Source organism: Anaerofustis butyriciformans (assembly GCF_036289385.1).
GTDB classification, from domain to species: Bacteria; Bacillota; Clostridia; order Eubacteriales; family Anaerofustaceae; genus Anaerofustis; species Anaerofustis butyriciformans.
In genome coordinates this window covers 1-21,878 of the sequence record NZ_JAYFFH010000004.1, presented here as the reverse complement: position 1 = coordinate 21,878, position 21,878 = coordinate 1, and the positions used below count along the sequence as shown (strand labels likewise).

Genomic DNA, 21,878 nt, shown 5'->3' with positions numbered 1-21,878 from the left:
ATGGTTTATTATAGCATGTTTAAACGATTTTTAAAAGATGTTGATATCTTACAGTAAATAAAAAAACTCCATAAGGAGTTTTTTATTCGTTTTTGTTTTCTTCATCATCGATTAACAAATCTTCAATTTTGCAGTCAAATACTTTTAACAATCTTTCAAGCATATCGAAAGTAATTTTTGTAGTCTCGTTTTCAACGAGTTTGTTTACAGTTGTATAGTTACTGTTTAACTGCTTCATTAACCAATATCTTGTTTTGTTTTCTTTTTGTAGTAAATACTTTAAATTTAGCCTAATCATGACAAACTTCCTTTTTTTTAATTATTCATTATATTTTAAACAAATCTTATTTAAAATATAAGTAGCTTTAAATTAAGATATCTTTAAGAAACTTATTTACAAATAATATATTTGATTAGGTTTTAAGTTTTATATGAACAAGTAAATATATTAATTTTTATACATATGATATTTTATATAAAATTAAATTATTATTTAAAAAATCCCTATTATATATAATTATTATTTTATTATTTTTGCATAAATATACGTTTTCATGTTTATATATTTCTATTATTTATTGAAAATTCCAAATTTTTTTGATAATATAGATTAAATGAAATTTTAAGGAGATAAATTTATGAAAAAGACTCTTACATATAAAATACTTGAAAGTCATCTTGTAAGTGGAAACATGGTAGCCGGAGAAGGTATTTCAATAAGAATAGATAATACACTTACTCAAGACTCAACTGGAACAATGGCTTATTTACAATATGAAGCTATAAGTGATGATAAAGTAAAGACAAAACGTTCTGTTGCTTATATTGACCATAATATGCTTCAAACAGGTCCTGAAAATATGGATGACCATATATATATTCAAACAGTAACAGATAAAATCGGGGTTATTTATTCTCGTCCCGGAAATGGAATATGTCATAGACTTAACCTTGAAAGATTTTCTATGCCAGGTGAAACACTTCTTGGTTCAGACTCTCATACTCCTACTTGTGGTGGTGTAGGTATGATTGCTATTGGTGCTGGTGGACTTGATATTGCAGCAGCTATGGCAGGAAGTGAATATTATCTAACAATGCCTAAAGTTGTAGGGGTAAAACTTACAGGAAAACTTGATAAAGGCGTTAGCGCAAAAGACGTAATTCTTGAAGTTTTAAGAAGACTTTCTGTAAAAGGTGGAGTTGGGAAAGTTATAGAATACTATGGTGAAGGAGTTAAATCTCTAACAGTATCACAAAGAGGCTCTATTACAAACATGGGTGCGGAACTTGGTGCTACAACATCAATTTTCCCTTCAGACGAAGTAACTCTTAAATTCTTTAAAGCACAACACAGAGAAGAAGATTATAAACCTTTATGTTCTGATGAAGGCTGTGAATACGATGAAAATCTTGAAATTAATTTAAGCGAACTAAAACCTCTTGCTGCTTGTCCTCATTCACCTGATAATGTAAAAAGCGTAAAAGAGCTTGAAGGAACAAAAATAACTCAAGTATCAATCGGAAGTTGTACAAACTCTTCTTATGAAGATTTAATGACAGCAGCTAAAATACTTAAAGGAAAAACAATTGCAGATAACGTATCTCTTACAATAGCTCCTGGTTCAAGACAAGTTCTTGATATGCTTTCAAGAGACGGCGGACTTTCTGATTTAATAAATGCAGGTGCAAGAATACTTGAATGTGGTTGTGGTCCTTGTATCGGCATGGGACAAAGCCCTAACTCTGGCGGGGTATCTCTAAGAACATTTAACAGAAACTTTAAAGGTAGAAGTGGTACTGTAGATGCAAATGTATATCTTGTATCTCCAGAAGTTGCTGCTTATTCTGCAATAAAAGGTGAAATTGCCGATCCTTACGGAAAAATTGACTTTGTTGTTGAAGAACCAAGTGAATATATTATCAACGATAATATGTTTATTATGCCAAAACCTGATAAAAACAAAGTCAGTGTAAAAGGTCCAAATATTAAACCTTTCCCTAAAGCAAGTGTTATATATAATGATTTTGAATTAAAAGCAGTAACAAAACTTGGTGATAATATTACAACTGATGATATTATGCCTTCAAATGCTAAACTTCTTCCATTTAGATCAAATATTGAATATTTAAGTGAATTCTGCTTAAGACCTGTTGATGAAAACTTTGCTACAAAAGCAAAAGCAGAAGAAAAAGGTTCAATTATCGTTGCGGGAGATAACTACGGACAAGGTTCAAGTAGGGAACATGCGGCTTTAGCTCCTTTATACCTTGGTGTAAAAGTTGTTATAGCAAAATCATTTGCAAGAATCCATAAAAACAACTTAATTAACAATGGTATTGTTCCTCTAACATTTATAGATGAAGCTGATTATGATACTATAGATATTGACGATATTTTAAGTGCAAAAGATGTATTAAAACAACTTGATACAGATGAAGTTGTAATTAAGAATGAAACTAAAAATAAAGAATATAAATTAAGACTTACTGTATCAGAAAGAGAAAGAATTCTACTTAAAAACGGTGGACTTATCAATTATCTAAAAACAAAATAAATATAAAAAAGACCGTAATTTTACGGTCTTTCTTTTTTAATAAAATTCTTTTTTTACGCTTCTAAGGAACATATCTTTAAGCATTTTATGAGGGTTTATTTCGCCCTTTAGTACTGCATTTACTCCTGATGTTATAGGCATATCTATGCCGTACTCTTTACTTAGTTTCACTAAAGCCTCAGCTGTTGTAACACCTTCGGCAAGATAATTTTCATCATTAGTTCCTCTAACAAAGTTTTCACCGTATTTTCTGTTGTTAGAAAATTCGCTGAACAGTGTTGCTTCATAGTCTCCCAGGTGACAAAGTCCATAAGCAGTTATTTCTCGTCCTCCCATAGCCTTTATCAGTCTTGAAACTTCTCTTGCCCCTCTTGCCATTAATGCACCTTTTAGTGAAGCGTATCCCACAGCATCAAGCATTCCCGCTGCAATACCAATTACATTTTTTGCTGCAGCTCCTATTTCATCGCCGATTAAATCGTCTCCTATATAAAGTCTTATTAGGTCGCTTGAAAATTCTTTTACGATTTTGTTTGTAATTTCTTCGCTTTTACTGTCTATAACCATACAATTAGGAATTCTTTTTATAAAGCTTTGGACATGTCCAGGTCCAACCCATACTGCAACATTTGCATTTTCGCCAAGAACTTCTTCGACAACTTGTGTAAGTCTATAACCTGTAGCTATTTCGATGCCTTTCATACAAAGAATAAAAATTTTATCTTTATAATCAAATTCTTTTATATTCTTTAATAGATTTCTTAGTTGTTGTGAGGAAATTGAAATTATAATTATCTCATTATTTTCAACAGCTTCTTTTAAATTGGTTGTTAGCTTTGTATTTTCACTTAAATATAAATATTTATTTTTTCTTGTATTTATTAATTCTTTTAAATTATTGGAATTTTCTCTTCCCCATATTGTTACATCGTGACCTATTTTATCACTATACCAACCTAAAAAAGTTCCCCATCTACCACATCCAAGTACAGATACCTTCATAATTTACCTCTTTAAATTTATTTTGATATAATTATTTTACATTTTAAATATTTATTATTCAATATTAAAATACATTTAAAATTGTATTCAAAATACAGGTATTTATAAAAAATTTATTATTTATTGTTAAAAATATTTTTAAACTATTGAATTGTGTTATTATAAAATATATTTGTAAAAATTTTACAATAGGTTATAATAAAACCGAGGTATTTAGTATGAAAATAAAAGAAAATTATGATATGAAGTTTTTAATGGAAGTAAATAACGATGTTGAAGCCTGTGTTGTAGAAGGGCTTCTTGATTCTTGCAATATAAAAGTAAAGTTAAAATATGACACAGATATTGGTGGAGCAAAGGTTATAATTGGAAAAAGTGCAATGCCTGTTAATATATATGTAAATAAAGAAGATTATGAGCTTGCAAAAGAAATAATAAACAGTGAATTTGAAGAGAGTAAAGATGATTAAGAAGGTAACACTATGAATTATTATGACATAAATTTAAAGAAGTTTGTGGACTATTTTAAAAATGGAATAAAACAAAAAGAAGATAAAACTCTAGGTGTTGAACTTGAGCATTTTATTGTTAAAGAGAATATGGAAAGTGTAGATTATTATGAAGAACATGGTGTAAGATATATTCTCGAAAAATTAAGTCCATTTTTTGATGAGAAGGTATATAAAGACGGTAATCTTATTGGACTTTCTAAGAATAAATCAAATATTTCCTTAGAGCCTGCAAGTCAGCTTGAAATAAGCATTGGACCTTTTATAAAAATTGCTGATATTTTAGAAGAATATAATTATTTTCTTTTAAAGATAACCCCTATATTAAAAGAATTAAATTACAAACTTGTGTACTCAGGATATCAACCTAAGTCGAAAATTGATAATCTTAATTTAATACCTAAAAAACGTTATGAATATATGCTTGATTATTTTTCATCGGTAGGTAACCATGGTAAGAACATGATGAAAGGTTCTGCTTCAACTCAAGTAAGTGTTGATTATTTTAGTGAAGAGGATTTTAAAAATAAGTTCCGTCTTGCAAATATTTTTTCACCTTTAATTTCTTTGATGACAGACAATACATTTATATTTGAGGGAGAAGAATATAAGAAAAATTGTATTAGGGTAGAAATATGGAATGATGTAGACAAAGATAGAAGCATGGTTGTAAAAGATGCTTTAAATAAGGGTTTTGGATTTGAAGATTATGCAAAATATATTTTAGATGCCCCTGCAATTTTAATTGAAGACGAACAAGGTAACAGTATTTATACAAAAGATAAAAAAATAAAGGATATATATAAAAATAAGGAAATAACTAAAAAGGATATAGAACATTTAATATCAATGTTTTTCCCTGATGTAAGGCTTAAGAATTATGTGGAAATAAGAATGGCAGATTGTATGCCAATGTATTATGCTCTTTCTTATGCGGCAATAATAAAAGGAATATTTTATAACGAGGGAGCAATAAAATATTTTTTAGATAAATTTAGTTTTGTAAGAAATGAAGATGTTATAAAAGCAAAAAAAGAGATTATACAAAATGGATATGAAGCTAAAGTTTATGGAATGTATGCTTCTGACATAATAATGGAAATGATAGAAATTGCAAAAGAAAACTTACATGAAGAAGAAAAAGAAAGTGTTGATTTATTTTATCAGCTTGCAAAAAACAAACTCACTTTGAAAATGAAAAAAGAAAGAGGAGAGTAAGATGAAAGTAAGAGAACTTACGGATGAATATTTAGATTTAATAAATGAAGATTTGGAATATTCAAAGGAAAATTATAATAAGGCTTTTGATTATATAAATTCTTCTACTGCGATTTATCATGGAAGCCCAATAAGATTTCCATATGTTCCAAAACTTTATACAAATGAAGTAATAGAGTATTTTGAATATGTAGCAAAAACTACACATACTATTCTTTGCAAAATAATTAATAAATACATGGAAGATGAGAATTACAGAAAACTATTCCCTTTTTCAAAAGAGCTTGAAGAACTTATTCTTTGTGACAATGGATATTCTCAGCCTCTTCCGATAGCGAGAATAGATTTATTTTTTAATGAAGATGATTTTTCTTTTAAGTTTTGTGAGTTTAATGCCGACGGTGCAAGTGCCATGAATGAAGATAGAGAACTTAACAATGCCTATAAAGATGATAAATTATTTTTAAAATTCTGTGAAAAATACAATGTAAGACATTTTGAACTTTTCGATACATGGGTTGATGAATTTATGAATATTTACTCAGAATTTAAATATAAAGTAGATAACCCAACTGTTGCGATTGTTGATTTTATGGAAAGCGCAACGAATGAAGAGTTTAAAATATTTAAACAAAGATTTGAGAAAAAAGGTTATAAGACTTTAATAGAAGATATAACAACGTTAAAATATGATAACGGATTATATTCAAAAGACGGAGTGAAGATTGATGTTGTATACAGAAGAGCAGTAACAAGCGAGCTTATGGAGAAGATTGATAAAGCTCCTGCTTTTATTGAAGCTATAAAAGACAAAAAGACTTGTATAATCGGTTCAATAAGGACACAGGTTATACATAATAAGATAATATATAAAATTATGCACCAAAAAGAAACTTTTGAATTTTTAACAGATGAAGAAATTCAATTTATTAAAGAACATATTCCTGAAACAAGCTGGTTAAAAGAGGGTGAATTTGATAGAGAAGAAGTTGTAAATAATAAGGATAAATGGATAATAAAACCTGATGATTTATATGGAGCAAGGGGGGTATATGCCGGAGTTGATTATTCAAAGGAAGAATTTGAAAAACTTGTTGATGAACATACAAATAAAGGATATCTCCTTCAAGAATATGCACCTATGTATAAAACAAAAAATTTCTTAAAAGAAAAAAGTGGGGAATTTGTATTTGATGAATTTAATAATATGCCCGGACTTTTCCTTTATAATGGAAAATTTGCAGGAGTCTATTCAAGAGCAGGAAGACAAGGAATAATATGTGAAGATGCAGGCGGCGTTGCAATTTGTTCTATGAATGTGGATATATAAAAGACAATATTAATTGTCTTTTTTTTTTGAGATTTCGTAAAAAAAATAGTATACAAATTAGAATGATTATGATATAATGTCATAGACATAACAAATTTTTACAAAATTCTAATTATAATCAGTTATTTTGATTTTAAAAATAATATTATTTTTTTTTGATTAAATTAAATATACTAAAAGTAACAAATGCATTATAATACATTGATTAACAATCAATGTATTATTTTTTTCTATTTATTTAACTTCTTTATTATTTTAATTTCATTGATGTAATAAATTCCACTGTTACAAATTGTATAACATACTGTAAAACTATTTAACATTTTTTCAAATCATATTAAATAGTTTAATTAATTCTTAAATTTTAATATTTTTTGTAGTGTGTTTTATAAAAAGTATAATGAAAAATTTTAATATTTTTATTTATATAAATTTTTATTTTATCACTTATATAATTATTTTAATAAAAGGAGATATTTATGAAAAAGGTTTTATCAATTATTTTATCTGGAATTATAGCATTAAGTACATTCGCTCTTATTCCTAACAAAGCTGTTCAAGCGTCAAGTTTGACACCAGAAGAAGTGTTTAATCAATGGGTAAATTTCCCTGGGACAAATTTAGGTTCAGGTTATAATGCACAATGGTCTTATAGTGAAACTGAAGGAATCCATACAACTGCAAATGTTGGTTTTACTGGCTATTATAATCCTAATGTATTAAATTTTACGACCGGAACATTTGAGTTTGAAGTTTTAAACCAAGATCCAACACAAGACTCGTTAGGCTTTGTTTGGGGAGTAAAGAAGTGGGTTAATGAAAAAGGACAAGAGACATATTCTTTTTATGCTTATGAGGAATGTCACTGTTCTACAAATCATTGGACTTTGGCATATATAGATAAATGGGTTCCTGCCGAAGATACAAGAGAACATGTGGGGCCTTTATATCATGGCAATATTGGTTTTTATTGGTATGATGGTACACCTCACACAGGAATTACAGGTAATAGTGATTATGCAACAGGAACAATTCTTGGAACAGGAACAGGCGATTTTTTTGGTAAAAGATATCCTATAAAAATAGAGGTAAGCGAAAACCATATAAAAATAACATCAGACGGAAAAGTAACAGCAGATGTTGATGCACCAGTACAAGCAGGAAGCTATGGTCCAGTAGCATGTAGTAATCCTGGTGCACATTTTTATAATCTTGAAGTAACAGCAGATGAAAATAATGCAGCAATAAGCTCAGACTTTGATATAGAAGTAAATGATAAAGTTAGTGATAGTGGAAAAGTCGGAGATAAGATAGAAATAGTTGATAAATCAAAAACAGATGCTCCAGCAACAATAGTTGATAAAGAATGGGTGGTAAAACTAGATGGAGAAGAAATTTACAGAGGAGATACTCCATATACAGATTACAATAAGAAACCGGGAAAATATGAAACAACTCTAACTGTTGAAAATTCACAGGGAATGACATCATCAACAACAAAAGAATTAGAAGTAAAAGATAGCGGTAAAGTAATAATAATATATGAAGATGAAAAAGGGAATGAAATAAAAAGAGAAGAAATAACAGGAGCTGTTGGAGACGAAATAACAGTTCAAAAACCAGAAATTCCAGGTTATACCTTTGATAAGATTATCGATGGAAAAGATAAATACATTATTACAAAAGAAGATCAAGTAGTAAAAGTAGTTTACACAAAGGACAAAGATGCGGCAATTGGAAGTAATGATAATAATAGTAACAATGATAACAATGATAAAAAAGGTAATGACGCAAGTGATAGTGTAAAGACATCAGATGAAAGTAATTTAATCTTTTATGTAGCTTTTATGGCTATCAGTATTATTGGTATAGGAATAACTTTAAGAAAGAAATTTGTTAAATAAATGGAGAAAAAAAATGTCGCAAAATAAAATCATGAAAAATATGCATAAAAAATTTATAAAAACATTTATAGTGTTTATTACATTATTATTTCTTTTCCCTTCAAATGTTTTGGGATTAAATTTATTTTCTGTAGATTTACGTTCATGGGAAAGTGATCCTGTGACGAATGAATCTTATGATGATATTTTTCATCATAATACATTAAATTCAGGTAAAGTTTGGACAGATAAAAGTGTAAACACTTCTTTTGATATACAAACACCTCAACAAACAGTAACGGCAAATGAGGGAAATAATTTAGTTGAACTTTCTGCAATGTCACAGTCTTCTTCTTTATATGTAAATGCAACAGGAGCTTTAGACGTTGTTTACGTTTTAGATATTTCTGCATCAATGAGAGATACGATGGAAGGAATAATAAAAGTTCAAGCAATGGTTGATGCAACTAATAAATCGATAAAATCTCTTATGGAAATGAACCCAAATAATAGGGTTGCCGTAACAGCTTATAATGATTATTCATATACTTTAATGAATTTACAGCATTATGAAGGTAATAATCCATTAAGTGTAAATATAGGTTCTTCAACAAACCAATGGACAATATCAGGACCTAACGGAAATGGTACTATTTATACAGGAAAAGAAACAAGCGGATATTTAGGTGGAGCAACAAATATTCAAAGAGGTGTAATAACCGGCATGAATATATTGCAAAACGCTGATACTAATGTAACAATAGATGGAAGTATTGTAAAAAGAACTCCTTCTTTAGTTCTGCTTTCAGATGGTGCCCCAACAAGATGTAATGGTAATGCTTTACGAGGATATTGGATTCAGAGTGATCAATGGTTTGGACATGGAGCTTTACCTTATGCTGGAAATGGTTTCTTTGCATTAATAACAGCAGCAAAAAATAAAGAGATGGTTACATCTCATTATGGTAAAGATTGTAATGTCTTTACCATAGGGGTAGGTCTTGATTCTTTGGATACTAATTCTAAGAATTTAGCAAAGGTAACTGTAGATCCTAAAAATCACTTAAATGATAATACAACTTATGCAGCATCAATTAGAGGCTATTGGAATCAATATGTAAATGATAGAAGGGTTAATTCTATAACGGTAGGAGCACCTTACGGTTCAAGTTCACCTACGTATACTAATATTCGTTATGGAGATTGTGTAACAATAAGAAGTGGAATTCAATATAATGATGAATATTATAATGTAAATAATATAGAAGAACTAGATAAAGCATTTGAAGAAGTTTCAGATAATGTTAGTGAAACAATTCTAGCTGGGGAACATACATACCCAACTGATATAGGAGACGGTACAGACTTAAATCATCAAGGTTATGTAACCATTAAAGATGAGATAGGGGATTATGTAGATATAAAAAACATTATAGGTGTTGAAGGGAATAATAGTTTTACTGAAAATACAAGCTTTGACTATAATACATTGTCAAGCATTGATAAAACATCTTTTGACTCATCATTTGCAAAGCGAATGAGTAATATATCAAATGCAACAAGTGAACAAAGCAAATCCTTAATAACAGATGCAGTTGCAGCAGGGCAGTTGTCATCATCAAAAAATTATGTTGCATGGTATGCAGGAGAAAAAGATGCAAGTGGGAAATATGAATATCTTGGACTATGCACCTCAGACAGCATGAATAATATTCTTGTAGGTAAAAATGCACCAGAAGGCGCAACAAGAGTAATAAAGAATTATTTCTTCTATAATGATACATACTTGACTTCTATAGGAAAAGAGAAAACAAATCTAATGTATTTGAATGTGTATGTAGATACACAAATAAAAACAGGTAAACAAGTTATTTATGAACAAATACCAGCATCATTGCTTCCTATAACAAGAACAGATTTGATAAGACCAAATTCAGAAAACAATAAGGTTTATTTTGCAAGTCCTTTAAGACTTATTTATGAAGTAGGTGTAAGAGGAGATATTACAGATGATAGAATCAGTGAAAAAATAGACCAAGAGTATATTAATACACATTCTGCAGGAACAGACGGAGAATTTTATTTATACACGAATAAATACGATTCAGAACCCGCAAAAACAAATGCTACATTTACGCCAAATAAGAAGAATGATTATTATTATTTCAAAAATAATATGCCAATATATTCCTCAAAAGATGCAAATTCAAGAGTTAGCGAACTAGAAGTTGGAAAAACATATTATTATAGAGTAATATATTATGATATTGAAAAGCCAGATATTATAAATGAAGATATAAAGTATGAATGGGTAGCATTTACATACGGGGCAGAAAAAGGAGCTAATTCATACACAAGCAGTGAAGTTGAAAAAGATGCTTCTGGAAACTATTATATAAAAGCTGGAACAGTAAAAATAAATGACGGAAATAATTATCAAAATGAAAAGACAAAAAATGTTACTCAGACAGCAAGCTATAGTACAAATGCTTCATGGAGTGAAGAAAGTACAACAGCATTAATGCTTCTAGGTAATAACGGAAGAACAAAATTAAAACCTACACCTACTTTAACATTAGAAAAGAAAGTTAAAGGAGATGAGGATATTCCGATTCCAGATAAGGAATTTACTTTTGAAATAATTGTAGATTCAGATCTATTTAAAGCTCCGGCAGGAAGCACAATAGAAAAAGATGCAGCAATAATAACAACTGATCCTGCTACTAATGAAGAAACTAGAGAAGAGATAAAATTAATTTTTGACGAAAATGGAAAAACAACTTGCACTTTAAAAGCAAATCAAAAAATTATAATTAAGGATATGGAGGAAGGTAGCGATTATACAATAAAAGAGATAAATATTCCAACAAACTTTACTCCTGATAGAAATAACATAGAGGGAACAATAACAGGGAATAATTACGAACTAATAACAAATACATATTTAATTCCTCCATTAAACCCAGATTTAGATGATGAAGTTGGTATCATAGGATTAAAACGTATTGAGGGTAGAGATTTCAAAGTAGGAGATAGTTTTTCATTTAATATTAAAGCTTTAAATGGAGCTCCTGCACCAAAAACAGATACAATAACAATTAATCCAACAAGTGGTAATGAATTTAATATTCCATTTGTAAAAGATTTATTTACATTTACTAAACCGGGAAGTTATGAATATGAAATAAGTGAAGTAATACCGACGAATGGTATTTTGGGTATAACTTATGATCAAACAGTATATAAACTAACATTAAATATTGAAATAGAAAATGAACAGTTTGTTGTAAAAAGTTATACTTTGGTGAAAAAAGAAAATGCTCAAAGTAGCGTATGGGAAGATGTAACAAATAATACAATTTTATTTGTTAATAAACATAAACCAACAGGAATATTAGATGGTAATACAAATTTAAAAGTAACAAAAAGCTTTACAGGAAGAGATAACAATCAATGGTTAGAAAAAGATTCTTTTACATTCAAATTAGAAGGTGGAGATGATTTAACTAAGCAAGCTATAACAGATGGCAAAATTATATTACCTAGCAATGCAGGCGGAATAACAATAGATAAAAATACATCTATTAAAGAAGCAATCTTTGGTAATATAACATTTAAAGAAGCCGGAACATTTAAATTTGCTATTAGCGAAGTATTGCCAGAGGGTGTTGATGCATCAAACCCGGTAAAAGATGGAATAACATATGATACGACAGTAAGATATATAACAGTTACAGTTACTCTAAGTGATGGTAATTTTGTTGTGAGCGTAGATAGCAGTGATAATTTAACATTCACAAATGTATATGATCATGGGGAAACAAGCATAGGTTCTCCTGGAGATGAAACTTTAAAAGTAACAAAAAGCTTTACAGGTAGACCTGGAGATGAATGGCTTGAAGGTGATGTATTTACATTTACATTAGGAGCTTATGACGACATAACAAAACAAGCTGTTATAAACGGGGATGTTGTTTTACCAAGTAATGCAGGTGGCATAACAATAGATAAAGATACCCCACTAAAAGAAGCTTTATTCGGAGCAATTCAATTTAAAAAAGCTGGTACATATAAATTTGTTGTAAAAGAAGTATTACCAGACGGTGTTACTGAAGATTCACCTAATAAAGATAAAATTACATATGATACAAGCGAAAAAATAATAACAGTAGTAGTAACAGATGATAATAATGGTAATTTAACTGCACAAGTAGAATCTTCTAGTGATGAATTATATTTTGAAAATAAGTATGAATCTGTTGTAATAGTTGAAGACGATACTGAATTCAAAGTTGTAAAATCATTTACTGGCAGAGAAGATGATAAATGGCTTGATAGTGATGTATTTACATTTAAACTTGAAGGCGGAGACACAACAACAGTTAAAGCAATAAAAGATAAGCATATTATTTTACCTGGTAAAGGTGAAACTGCGACTGTAACAATTAATAAAGATACAGCTAATCATGAAGCATTGTTTGGTAAGTTACAATTTAAAAAAGCAGGAATATATACATTTAAAATAACAGAAGAAAAAGGCAATATTCCTGGTGTATCATATGATGAACATGCTTACTATATTACAGTAGAAGTAGTTGAAGATATTGATGGAAATTTATCAGCTGTAGTTAAAGAAACTGTACAAACGGGAAGCAATACTTTCGTAAATGTTTATAAACCTAGTGAAGGTAATACAGGAGACGATCCTGATACAGTATTAGGAGGAGAAAAAGTTTTAATTGGTAAAACTCTTCAAGGAGGAGAATTTACATTTATTGTTGAAGCTTTAGAGGGTGCTCCAGAACCTCCATTTAAAGAAGTAACAAATAATAAGGACGGAACTTTCAATTTCGGAAATATTACATTTGATACTCCTGGTGTTTATAAATATAAAATAACTGAAAAAATTGAAGGTAGAGATGGATATACATATGATGGTAGAGTTTATATTGTAACTTATACAGTTGTAAACAATAATGAAACTGGAAAACTTGATGTAACAAGGACAATAACCGTTGATGGAAAAGAAACAGATTCTATCATCTTTGAAAATATCTATGAACAAGGAGATGAAGATGACAGTGTAAGTGGAGGAGATATTACTGGAGAAAAAACAGTAACTTCTAACAGTGGAGACTATAATCTTGGCAGTGGAGATTTTACATTCTATATGTATTGCGTATCTGCAATAGATGAAAATAATAATGAAATATCAGACTGGCCAAAAGATAAGATTGAAGTGAAAAATGCAGCTGATGGAAGTATTTTATTCCCAGAAATCACTTTCACAAAACCTGGTACATATACATATGTAGTAAGAGAAAATACATCTGATGCAAAACCTGGTTTTGATTATGATGATAGTATATATGTAATTGTATATAAAGTATATTATAATAAAGATACTGGAAAATTAGAGTGTAGTAAAACAATTACAAAAAACGGACAAGAATCTGATATTGTATTTGAAAATATATATCAACCTGGAACAAAAGATATAACAGTTGATATAAATGGAATAAAGACTTTATCCGGAAAAGATCTTGCTGAAGGAGAATTTACTTTTGTATTGGAAGGAAAAGATTCTGCTCCAATGCCTCCAAATTCTCAAATAACTAATAATAAAGACGGAAGTTTTGATTTTGGCAGCATAAACTTTACTGCTCCTGGTGTATATGAATATGAAATAAAAGAAGTTATTACAGACAGCAATAACGGTATAATATATGATAAGACAATTTATAAAGTTATAGTAACCGTTACTGAAGTAGATGGAGAGCTTAAGGTTGATGTCAAATATGAAAAAGAAGGCAATATTGTTTCTGGAATAGTATTTAATAACAAGTATGTGCCAGAAGAAGATATAATAGATGAAGATGACGGCTTTATCGGAACTAAGATTCTTGATGGAAGAGACTTAAATGGTAATGAGTTTGAGTTTGAAGTAAGAGATGAATCTGGAAAAGTTGTCAGCACAGGGAAAAATGATAAAGACGGAAATATTATATTTAAAGATTTAGTATTTGAAAAAGAAGGAACTTATAAATATACTATTACCGAAAAATCAAATGGATTAGGTGGAATAACATATGATAAAAAAACATATGTTGTTGAAATTATCGTAACAGATGATGGAAGCGGAAAATTAACGGCTAAAATTAGTAAAATTACACTTGACGGAAAAGAAGTTAGCAGTATAAGTTTTATAAATAAATATCAACCTAAACCTACTGATGTTAGTATAAGTAGTTTAAAAATACTTAAAGATGGACAATTAAAAGAAGGAATGTTTACATTTGTTCTGAAGGATGAAAATGGAAAAATTATTTCAAAAGTTACCAATAAAGCAGATGGAAGCATAAATTTTGATAAATTGAAATTTACAACTATCGGAGAGTATATTTATACATTAGAAGAAGTAAAGGGAAATGATAAAAATATATCATACGATAAAAATATTTATAAAATAAAAGTAACTGTAACAGATGATAAGAAAGGAAATTTAGTTGCTAAGGTATCATTTGTGGGAGATTCACCAATATTTACAAATACTGTTATTAGTAATCATGATAAATATGGTGGTAGTGCAGGCACATCTGATGGAAATAATGTAATTTTATGGATTAGTATCTTATTATCTTCAATTGGACTACTAGTATTTGCTATAAAACATCTAAAAATAAATAGATAATATTTTATACAAAAGGAGGCTTGCCTCCTTTTGTTTTTTTATATTTTTGTAGTATCATAATATAAAGTAAACATAAAAGAGGTAATATTACATTTATGAAAATAGACAGACTTGTTACTATTGTTATAACCTTGCTTGAAGAAGATAAGGTAACAGTATCATCTTTGGCAAAAAAATTAAATGTTTCAATTAGAACAATAAATAGAGATATACTGGAGTTATCTAATGCAGGAATTCCTATTAATACCGTTAAAGGAAAAAACGGTGGAGTAATGATAGATAAAGAATATAAAACTCAAAATAATATTTTAAATACAGATAATGCCGATACGATATACTCAGGACTTAGGAGTCTTGATAACATGACAAACAATGTCAGATATAAAATTTTACTTGATAAGTTTAAAGAACATCCAGGTAGTGAAAATAATATAAATTTATCAAATTATTTTAATAATTCTTTATCTGAGAAAATAGATAAAATAAATGATTCAATTTCAAAAAATAAAGTTATTAATTTTGATTATTTTTCAAAAAAAGGAAAGATAAATATTAAAGTTCATCCTTATAGTCTTTCTTTTAGATGTTATTCTTGGTATTTATATGGATATTGTGAGAATGAAGAAAAATTTAATGTATATAATATAGATAAAATATTAAATTTAAATCAAGTTGAATGTTTTTTTAAGAAGAAAAAAGACATAGACGAAAAGAAAGAAATAGACAAAATATTTAAAAATAGAAAAGGTATTAATGTAGCAATATTATTTGATAAAAGTGTGGAATACAGATTGTTAAATGAATTTGGACAAGGAAGTTATATGCACTTTTTAGATGATAAGTTAATTTTTGAATATACTTTTCATGATAAAGATTATTTGTTTTCATGGCTGCTTACTTTTGCAGATAAAGCGAAACTTATTTATCCAACAAAACTACGTGAAGATTTCCTTTGTATGTTAAATAAAATAAAAGATAATTATTCTATGGAAACATAAAAAAACAGCTTTATTAGCTGTTTTTTACTATATCCAAAAGTTCTTTAAGGCTGTCAATAAAATAATTAGGGTTTTCTGTAGATAAGTATTCTTTTGTGTTATATCCGTATGTTACGCTTGCAACTTTAATATTTGCTTTATGAGCAGAAACAATATCCCTTACTTCATCACCTACATATAAAATTTCATCATCTTCTAATTTTAGTTTTTTCTTGATTTTATTTATTTTAATTTCCTTTGAGAATAAAGGTGAAGAAATAATAAAATCCATATTATTTATATTCTCGTTTTTAAGAAAATTATTTATATTTTTTTTCGTGTTTGAAGATATAATTCCCATATATTTTAAATTGCTTTTTAAATTTATTAAAATATCTTTTATATCTTCTTCATATGGGTCCATAGATTTATGATGTTCTTTCATAAGTTTCTGACCTTTTTTCATTAGTGAAAAAATTTTTAAATATGGAACTCCAAGGTCTTTTGCAATATTGTGAATTGGCTGTCTTTTTAATTCGTCAATATACTCATGTGTAATTTCTTTATAACCGTATTTTCTTGCAATTTGATTGTATACAACAAATATTACATTCTCTGTATTAGCTAATGTTCCATCAAAGTCAAAAATGACACATTTATAACTCATTTGTGTTTCCTTTTCCAAATCTTATTGTATTTTAGTTTATTATATCACAATATTATAAAAGTTAAATTACATTTATATTAACTTTCTCTTATTTATGTTTAAAATAATGGAATGGTTTATTATATCACAGTAAGAAAAAGTAAGCGTGTTTTGTTTGTTATTTGAGATTGTAGAAATAGTAAAAATATTTTGATAAGCATTTTCTATTGTTCCTTTTTGTTTTATTATTTTCCCTCTGGATTCTTTCCTTATAAAATCAACATCTTCACCTATATTGTTTTTTATAAGATTTTTTGCATATGAATAAGAATATTTTGGTAGCTTCATCTAAACCTCCTTTTATATAAATTATTATTGACTTTTTCACTTTGTTTTAACCATTTTTTTCTTTTATTTCCACAAAGTATCATTAAAATTAAAGTAATATTCTTTATTTTTTTTTACTAATATGGTAAACTTTTAATACGTGTAGATATTAACTATAAAGAGTTAAAACACAGGGAGGTCATGTTTATTCATGAAATTGAAATGGGTTAGTAGACGAAATGAGGAACAAGAACTTAATAAAGTCTACAGACAAATTGTAAAAAGAGAAAATAAATATCATATAGCTGAAGAATCAACTTATATACATAAAAAAGAAAATATATTTAAAAAAATTGCAGGCGGTAAAAAAGTAGAAAAGAAGCCTTCAAAAATAAGAGAGAAGTATCAAGATAGTTGGCTAAATAGACAAATTAATGAAATAAAAGAAGATTTGTCGGATTTAATTTTAAGCATTAAATATTACATTAAAAAAATAAAATTTGGTTTTAGAGATTTTAGAGTTTATGCTAAAAGCCACTTTTTTAATGTTGTTGTTGGATTTTTTGTACTAATTATTATAGGTGTTGGTGTATTTACTTACAATAATTTGTTTGCTTATGAAGTTGTATTTAATGGTACTAAAATAGGGGTTGTAAAAAATGTTGAAGATTTTGAACAGGCTCTAACAAATGTAGATGCAAACCTTACGAAATGGTATGGAAGTTCAAATGTATTCTATGAAAAATCTATAAGTTATCAAAAAGTACCTATTGAAAATCCAAATGATATTTTAGATAGTGATGATTGTGAAAATGCAATATATAATATGAACTTACCTCTTTTTTGTAAAGGTGCAGTAATTACGGTAAATGGAGAAGAAGCCGTTAGAGTTGCCTCAACTCAAGATGCAAAAACTGTTATTTCAAATATAGGAAGCATTTATGAAGAAGAGAATGAAAATGAAAAAGTAATCAAAAGCAGTGAAGTAAAAGAAGATTTGGAATATAAAGAAAAACTTATTTCAATTGATTCTGCAATGGAAGTTAATGATGCAATAGAATACTTAAATGATACTTCAGACGATAAAGTTGTAAATAATGATAATAGTAATATTTTAAATGAAATTGATAAGGCAAAAGAAGGTACAAACCTTGTAAGTGCTCTTAATTTTAGGGCAGATGATTTTGCTACAGAAGAAATAGATTCAAAACCTTCTATAACAATAACAACTGTAAAACAAGTAACTTATAAAGAAGATGTTGATTATAAGACAATATATAAAGACGATTCAAGTGTTTATGTCGGAACAACAAAAGTTACACAAGAAGGTAAAGACGGAGAAAAGAAAGTAACGGCAGTAAATACATACGAAAATGGAGAAGTTGTTGAAAGTGATGTTCAAAGTGAGGAAATAATTGAAGATTATACTCCAAAAATTGTAGCAAGAGGTTCAAAACCACTTCCTCCGACAACAAGTAGCGGCACATTTATTATGCCTGCAAGTGGTACAATATCTGCTTTAAATAAAGCAGGGTCTCATGCGGGATATAAAGCTGTTGATATTGCAAATCCTACAGGAACACCTATTTATGCATCTGATACAGGTATCGTTGTTAGAGCAGGATGGTATGCAGGATATGGTAACTGTGTAGATATTGATCATGGTAATGGATATTTAACAAGATATGGTCATAACTCTTCAATTTTAGTTACTGTCGGACAAAAAGTTCAACAAGGTGAAAAAATTGCTCTTATGGGAAGTACAGGAAACTCAACAGGTCCACATTGTCACTTTGAAATTCAGTATAATGGAGTTCAACAAGTTATATTAAATTATTTTGATTATTTAAGAAACGGACTTTATGTAAATGCCTTACAAGAATAATTGGGGGAAAATTGTAATGAGTACTATAATAATTATTGCATGTTTAGTCGTTGCGGTATCGATTCAAGTAGTTCTTTGTAGAAAAGATAATATTCACATGGGATTAATAATTCCAGGAATATTTATTCTTATTGCTCTTGTTATGAGTTTATTAGCCGGTGGAGATACACTATTAAAAGTAAATACTTTTATGCAGTGGGTTTCTCCTGGTATTGTGGCACTTGCTATTTATATTTATATAAAAAAGAAAAAATATGACTTAAGAAAGCAAGAACACGAGGAATACAAAAAAAATCAAAATAATAATTTAGTTGATATAAATGAAAATGAAGTAATTGAAGTAGAAGCTGAAATAATAGATAAAGAGGAATAAAATCGGGAGGTAATAAGCCTCCCGTTTTTTATATTTAATATATATTTTAAATTATGTTGGTTTGTATTATAATGTAAACAAATATCTTAGGAGATGAAGATTATGACATTAGAAGAATTCTTTATGAAATATAAGAAAGTTGCTCTTGCATATAGTGGAGGAATAGACTCTTCATATCTTTTATATATGGCAAAAAAATATAATGTAGATGTAACGGCGTATTTTGTTAAAACAGAATTCCAGCCTAATTTTGCAATGAAAGATTGTCTAAGATTTGCAAAAAAGGTTGATGCAGATTTAAAGATAATTGCACAAAATATTATTGATAATTCTGATATTGTAAATAATAGTAGTAATAGATGTTATTTTTGCAAGAAGTATTTTATGAATCTTATAAAAACGAAGGCAAAAGAAGACGGATATGAGATATTAATTGACGGTACTAACTTTTCCGATGATGAGCATGACAGTCCCGGTATAAAAGCTTTAAAGGAAATGGATATTTTATCACCTTTAAAAATGTGCAGTATTACGCAAAAAGATGTAATACAACTATCTCTCAAGGAAGGGCTTGATATTGAAAATAAAAATTCGTATTCTTGTCTTGCAACCAGAGTATGTGAAGGTGAAAAAATAACAAAAAACTTTTATCCAATATTGAAAAAACTGAAGCATATCTTTTTTCTTTAGGTTTTAGAGATTTTGATTTATCTGTTACAAATAATACTGCTGTTATAACGGTAAAGAAAGATGATATGGATAATATTTTTGCATATAGAGATAAAATCATAATTGCAATGTCTCCGATGGTTGATAATGTTTACTTAAATTTAAACAATAAAAAATAGATAGATTTTATATTGGGAGGAAATATGAAACAAATTTATGTTAATTGTTCTAATGGTGTAGACTGCGAAAGTATAATGTCTGCATTATATGATTTATATGATAATAAAACAGAATTTTTAAATGTAATAAATAATTTAGAGATTGGCGATATAAATATTTCTTTTAAAGATAGAAAAATAAATAATAGAGTATTTAAAAGTGTAAGTAATGATTATATAAATTACAATAAAGGAAAAGAAATAGATAATAATATTATTGAAGAAGATATTCCTTTAGATAGTTTATATGCATATGAAGTAGGTTATGATGATTATTTAAAAGAAAGAGCCATGATAAATAATAATGTAACTAATGAGAATAATGAACAATCAGATTCTGAAATTATGGATTTTCCTTTAGACGGACTATATGCTTTCGAGGTAGGATATAATGATTATTTAAAGGGAAGGAGTGAATTTCAAAAAAAAGAGCAGGATGTTAAATATGAAGAAAGTAACGATTTTCCAGTTGATAGTCTTTGTGCTTTTGAGATAGGCTATGATGATTATTTGAAGGAAATGATAAAGAATCATGAAAAAGAACATGAGCATAATAGTATTTTACTAAATGAAATTAATAATATTATAGATAAGACGAATTTAGATTTTAATATAAAAGAAGATATAAAAAATATATTTTCTATTCTTACTTTAGCTATGGCAAAAGTACAGGGGATTGATGTAAGTGAAGTTCATTTTCATAAAGATAAGATTTTTTATGATATTACTTATGTATGTGGGGTAGCATATTTAATAAATAAGTTAAATGTAAAAAAAGTTATATCATCTTCTGTTGCAGTAAGTAATATGAGTAAAAATGCAGATAGCAGTTATTATATCGTGAATGAAATTTTAAAAGGAATTCCTGTACATGTAAAAGAAAATACAAAAAATCTTACTCCATTAGCTGCTGCGGTTATAAAATATTATTCTGATGAGTTTATAGATGATTTAAGTATAGCTTATAATAATATTGGATATGGGATAGGTGAAGATGAAGATATTTTTTTAGAAGTGTTTATTGGGGATTATAATAATCAATTAATTCCGGAAGATAAGGTTATTTCTCTTTTAGTTGATTTATCTGATATGAACACAAATGAAATTGATTTTGTATTTGAAAGATTATTACAATCAGGAGTTTTAGATGTTTATACTATACCAATACATAAGAAAAATGGTTATTCAAGCTTAATGGAAGTCATATTAAATCCTGAAGATGAAGAATCTATTGTTAAAGAAATATTTAAGTATACTAAGGCCTTTGATATAAGAAGAAAAGAATATGATAGATATGTTTTGGATAAAAAGGTTGAAAATATATATACGAAATATGGTATGGTAAGATTTAATATTGCAAAAGGATTTGGTGTAAATAAAGTTGAACCTGAGATTGAAGATTTAAAAGAAATAGCAAAGCGAGAAAATATTACTTTGGATGAAATTGATTTTAAATAAAAAAAGAACATCTTTATTGATGTTCTTTTTTATTTATCATTTACTAAAATTATTCGATAATTTCAGCAACAACTCCTGAACCTACTGTTCTACCACCTTCTCTGATAGCGAATCTTAATCCTTCTTCGATAGCGATT

Annotated in this window: 16 protein-coding genes; 11 read left to right on the top strand and 5 right to left on the bottom strand. The window is 28.1% G+C overall.

Annotation, left to right across the window (positions count from 1 at the left end):
* Positions 1-82: 82 nt before the first annotated feature.
* A complete protein-coding gene (locus tag V2W16_RS06495; protein WP_138268155.1) occupies positions 83-298 on the bottom strand; it encodes a helix-turn-helix domain-containing protein in 216 nt (71 codons plus the stop codon).
* A 340-nt stretch (positions 299-638) separates the two neighbouring features.
* Here V2W16_RS06495 and V2W16_RS06490 point away from each other — a divergent pair, with 340 nt between their 5' ends.
* Positions 639-2,555 carry an aconitate hydratase gene (locus tag V2W16_RS06490; protein WP_329383308.1) on the top strand — a complete coding sequence of 639 codons (1,917 nt, stop codon included), beginning with the start codon at positions 639-641 and terminating at the stop codon, positions 2,553-2,555.
* 36 nt (positions 2,556-2,591) lie between these two features.
* Here V2W16_RS06490 and V2W16_RS06485 read toward each other — a convergent pair whose 3' ends face one another.
* Positions 2,592-3,557, bottom strand: coding sequence for an NAD(P)H-dependent glycerol-3-phosphate dehydrogenase (locus V2W16_RS06485; protein WP_329383306.1), 966 nt, complete (start codon positions 3,555-3,557; stop codon positions 2,592-2,594).
* Positions 3,558-3,775: 218 nt separating this feature from the next.
* Here V2W16_RS06485 and V2W16_RS06480 point away from each other — a divergent pair, with 218 nt between their 5' ends.
* The 6 genes from V2W16_RS06480 (at position 3,776) to V2W16_RS06455 (ending at position 16,186) form a co-directional block, all read left to right on the top strand.
* Positions 3,776-4,027 carry a putative signal transducing protein gene (locus tag V2W16_RS06480; protein ID WP_329383304.1) on the top strand — a complete coding sequence of 84 codons (252 nt, stop codon included), beginning with the start codon at positions 3,776-3,778 and terminating at the stop codon, positions 4,025-4,027.
* Between the two features lie 12 nt (positions 4,028-4,039).
* Positions 4,040-5,284 carry a glutamate-cysteine ligase family protein gene (locus V2W16_RS06475; RefSeq protein ID WP_329383301.1) on the top strand — a complete coding sequence of 415 codons (1,245 nt, stop codon included), beginning with the start codon at positions 4,040-4,042 and terminating at the stop codon, positions 5,282-5,284.
* A 1-nt stretch (position 5,285) separates the two neighbouring features.
* A complete protein-coding gene (locus V2W16_RS06470) occupies positions 5,286-6,614 on the top strand; it encodes a hypothetical protein (RefSeq protein ID WP_329383299.1) in 1,329 nt (442 codons plus the stop codon).
* Between the two features lie 479 nt (positions 6,615-7,093).
* Positions 7,094-8,518 carry a MucBP domain-containing protein gene (locus tag V2W16_RS06465; protein ID WP_329383296.1) on the top strand — a complete coding sequence of 475 codons (1,425 nt, stop codon included), beginning with the start codon at positions 7,094-7,096 and terminating at the stop codon, positions 8,516-8,518.
* Positions 8,519-8,531: 13 nt separating this feature from the next.
* Complete coding sequence (locus V2W16_RS06460; protein ID WP_329383292.1) at positions 8,532-15,188, top strand: Spy0128 family protein; 6,657 nt, start codon at positions 8,532-8,534, stop codon at positions 15,186-15,188.
* Between the two features lie 95 nt (positions 15,189-15,283).
* Positions 15,284-16,186 (top strand): helix-turn-helix transcriptional regulator, encoded by a 903-nt coding sequence (locus V2W16_RS06455; protein ID WP_329383289.1) that lies wholly within the window; start codon positions 15,284-15,286, stop codon positions 16,184-16,186.
* Between the two features lie 13 nt (positions 16,187-16,199).
* On the opposite strand, the gene V2W16_RS06450 is transcribed toward V2W16_RS06455, so the two are convergent.
* Together V2W16_RS06450 and V2W16_RS06445 are read right to left on the bottom strand one after the other, a co-directional pair.
* A complete protein-coding gene (locus tag V2W16_RS06450; RefSeq protein ID WP_138269712.1) occupies positions 16,200-16,832 on the bottom strand; it encodes an HAD-IA family hydrolase in 633 nt (210 codons plus the stop codon).
* Between the two features lie 72 nt (positions 16,833-16,904).
* Positions 16,905-17,159 carry a Veg family protein gene (locus tag V2W16_RS06445; RefSeq protein WP_329383286.1) on the bottom strand — a complete coding sequence of 85 codons (255 nt, stop codon included), beginning with the start codon at positions 17,157-17,159 and terminating at the stop codon, positions 16,905-16,907.
* A gap of 190 nt (positions 17,160-17,349) precedes the next feature.
* On the opposite strand from V2W16_RS06445, the gene V2W16_RS06440 reads away from it, so the two are divergent.
* The 4 genes from V2W16_RS06440 to larC2 all read left to right on the top strand — a co-directional run bounded on the left by V2W16_RS06440 (position 17,350) and on the right by larC2 (position 21,741).
* Complete coding sequence (locus V2W16_RS06440; protein ID WP_329383283.1) at positions 17,350-19,023, top strand: peptidoglycan DD-metalloendopeptidase family protein; 1,674 nt, start codon at positions 17,350-17,352, stop codon at positions 19,021-19,023.
* Between the two features lie 16 nt (positions 19,024-19,039).
* Positions 19,040-19,396: a hypothetical protein gene (locus V2W16_RS06435; protein WP_329383280.1), complete on the top strand. Its 357-nt coding sequence runs from the start codon at positions 19,040-19,042 to the stop codon at positions 19,394-19,396.
* Positions 19,397-19,498: 102 nt separating this feature from the next.
* On the top strand, positions 19,499-20,086 hold the full coding sequence (gene larE, locus V2W16_RS06430; protein ID WP_329383277.1) for an ATP-dependent sacrificial sulfur transferase LarE: 588 nt from the start codon (positions 19,499-19,501) through the stop codon (positions 20,084-20,086).
* Between the two features lie 182 nt (positions 20,087-20,268).
* Positions 20,269-21,741, top strand: coding sequence for a nickel pincer cofactor biosynthesis protein LarC2 (larC2, locus tag V2W16_RS06425; protein ID WP_329383274.1), 1,473 nt, complete (start codon positions 20,269-20,271; stop codon positions 21,739-21,741).
* A 49-nt stretch (positions 21,742-21,790) separates the two neighbouring features.
* On the opposite strand, the gene V2W16_RS06420 is transcribed toward larC2, so the two are convergent.
* Positions 21,791-21,878: EF-Tu C-terminal domain-related protein (locus V2W16_RS06420; RefSeq protein WP_483416155.1), on the bottom strand; the 88-nt coding region annotated here is incomplete at its 5' end.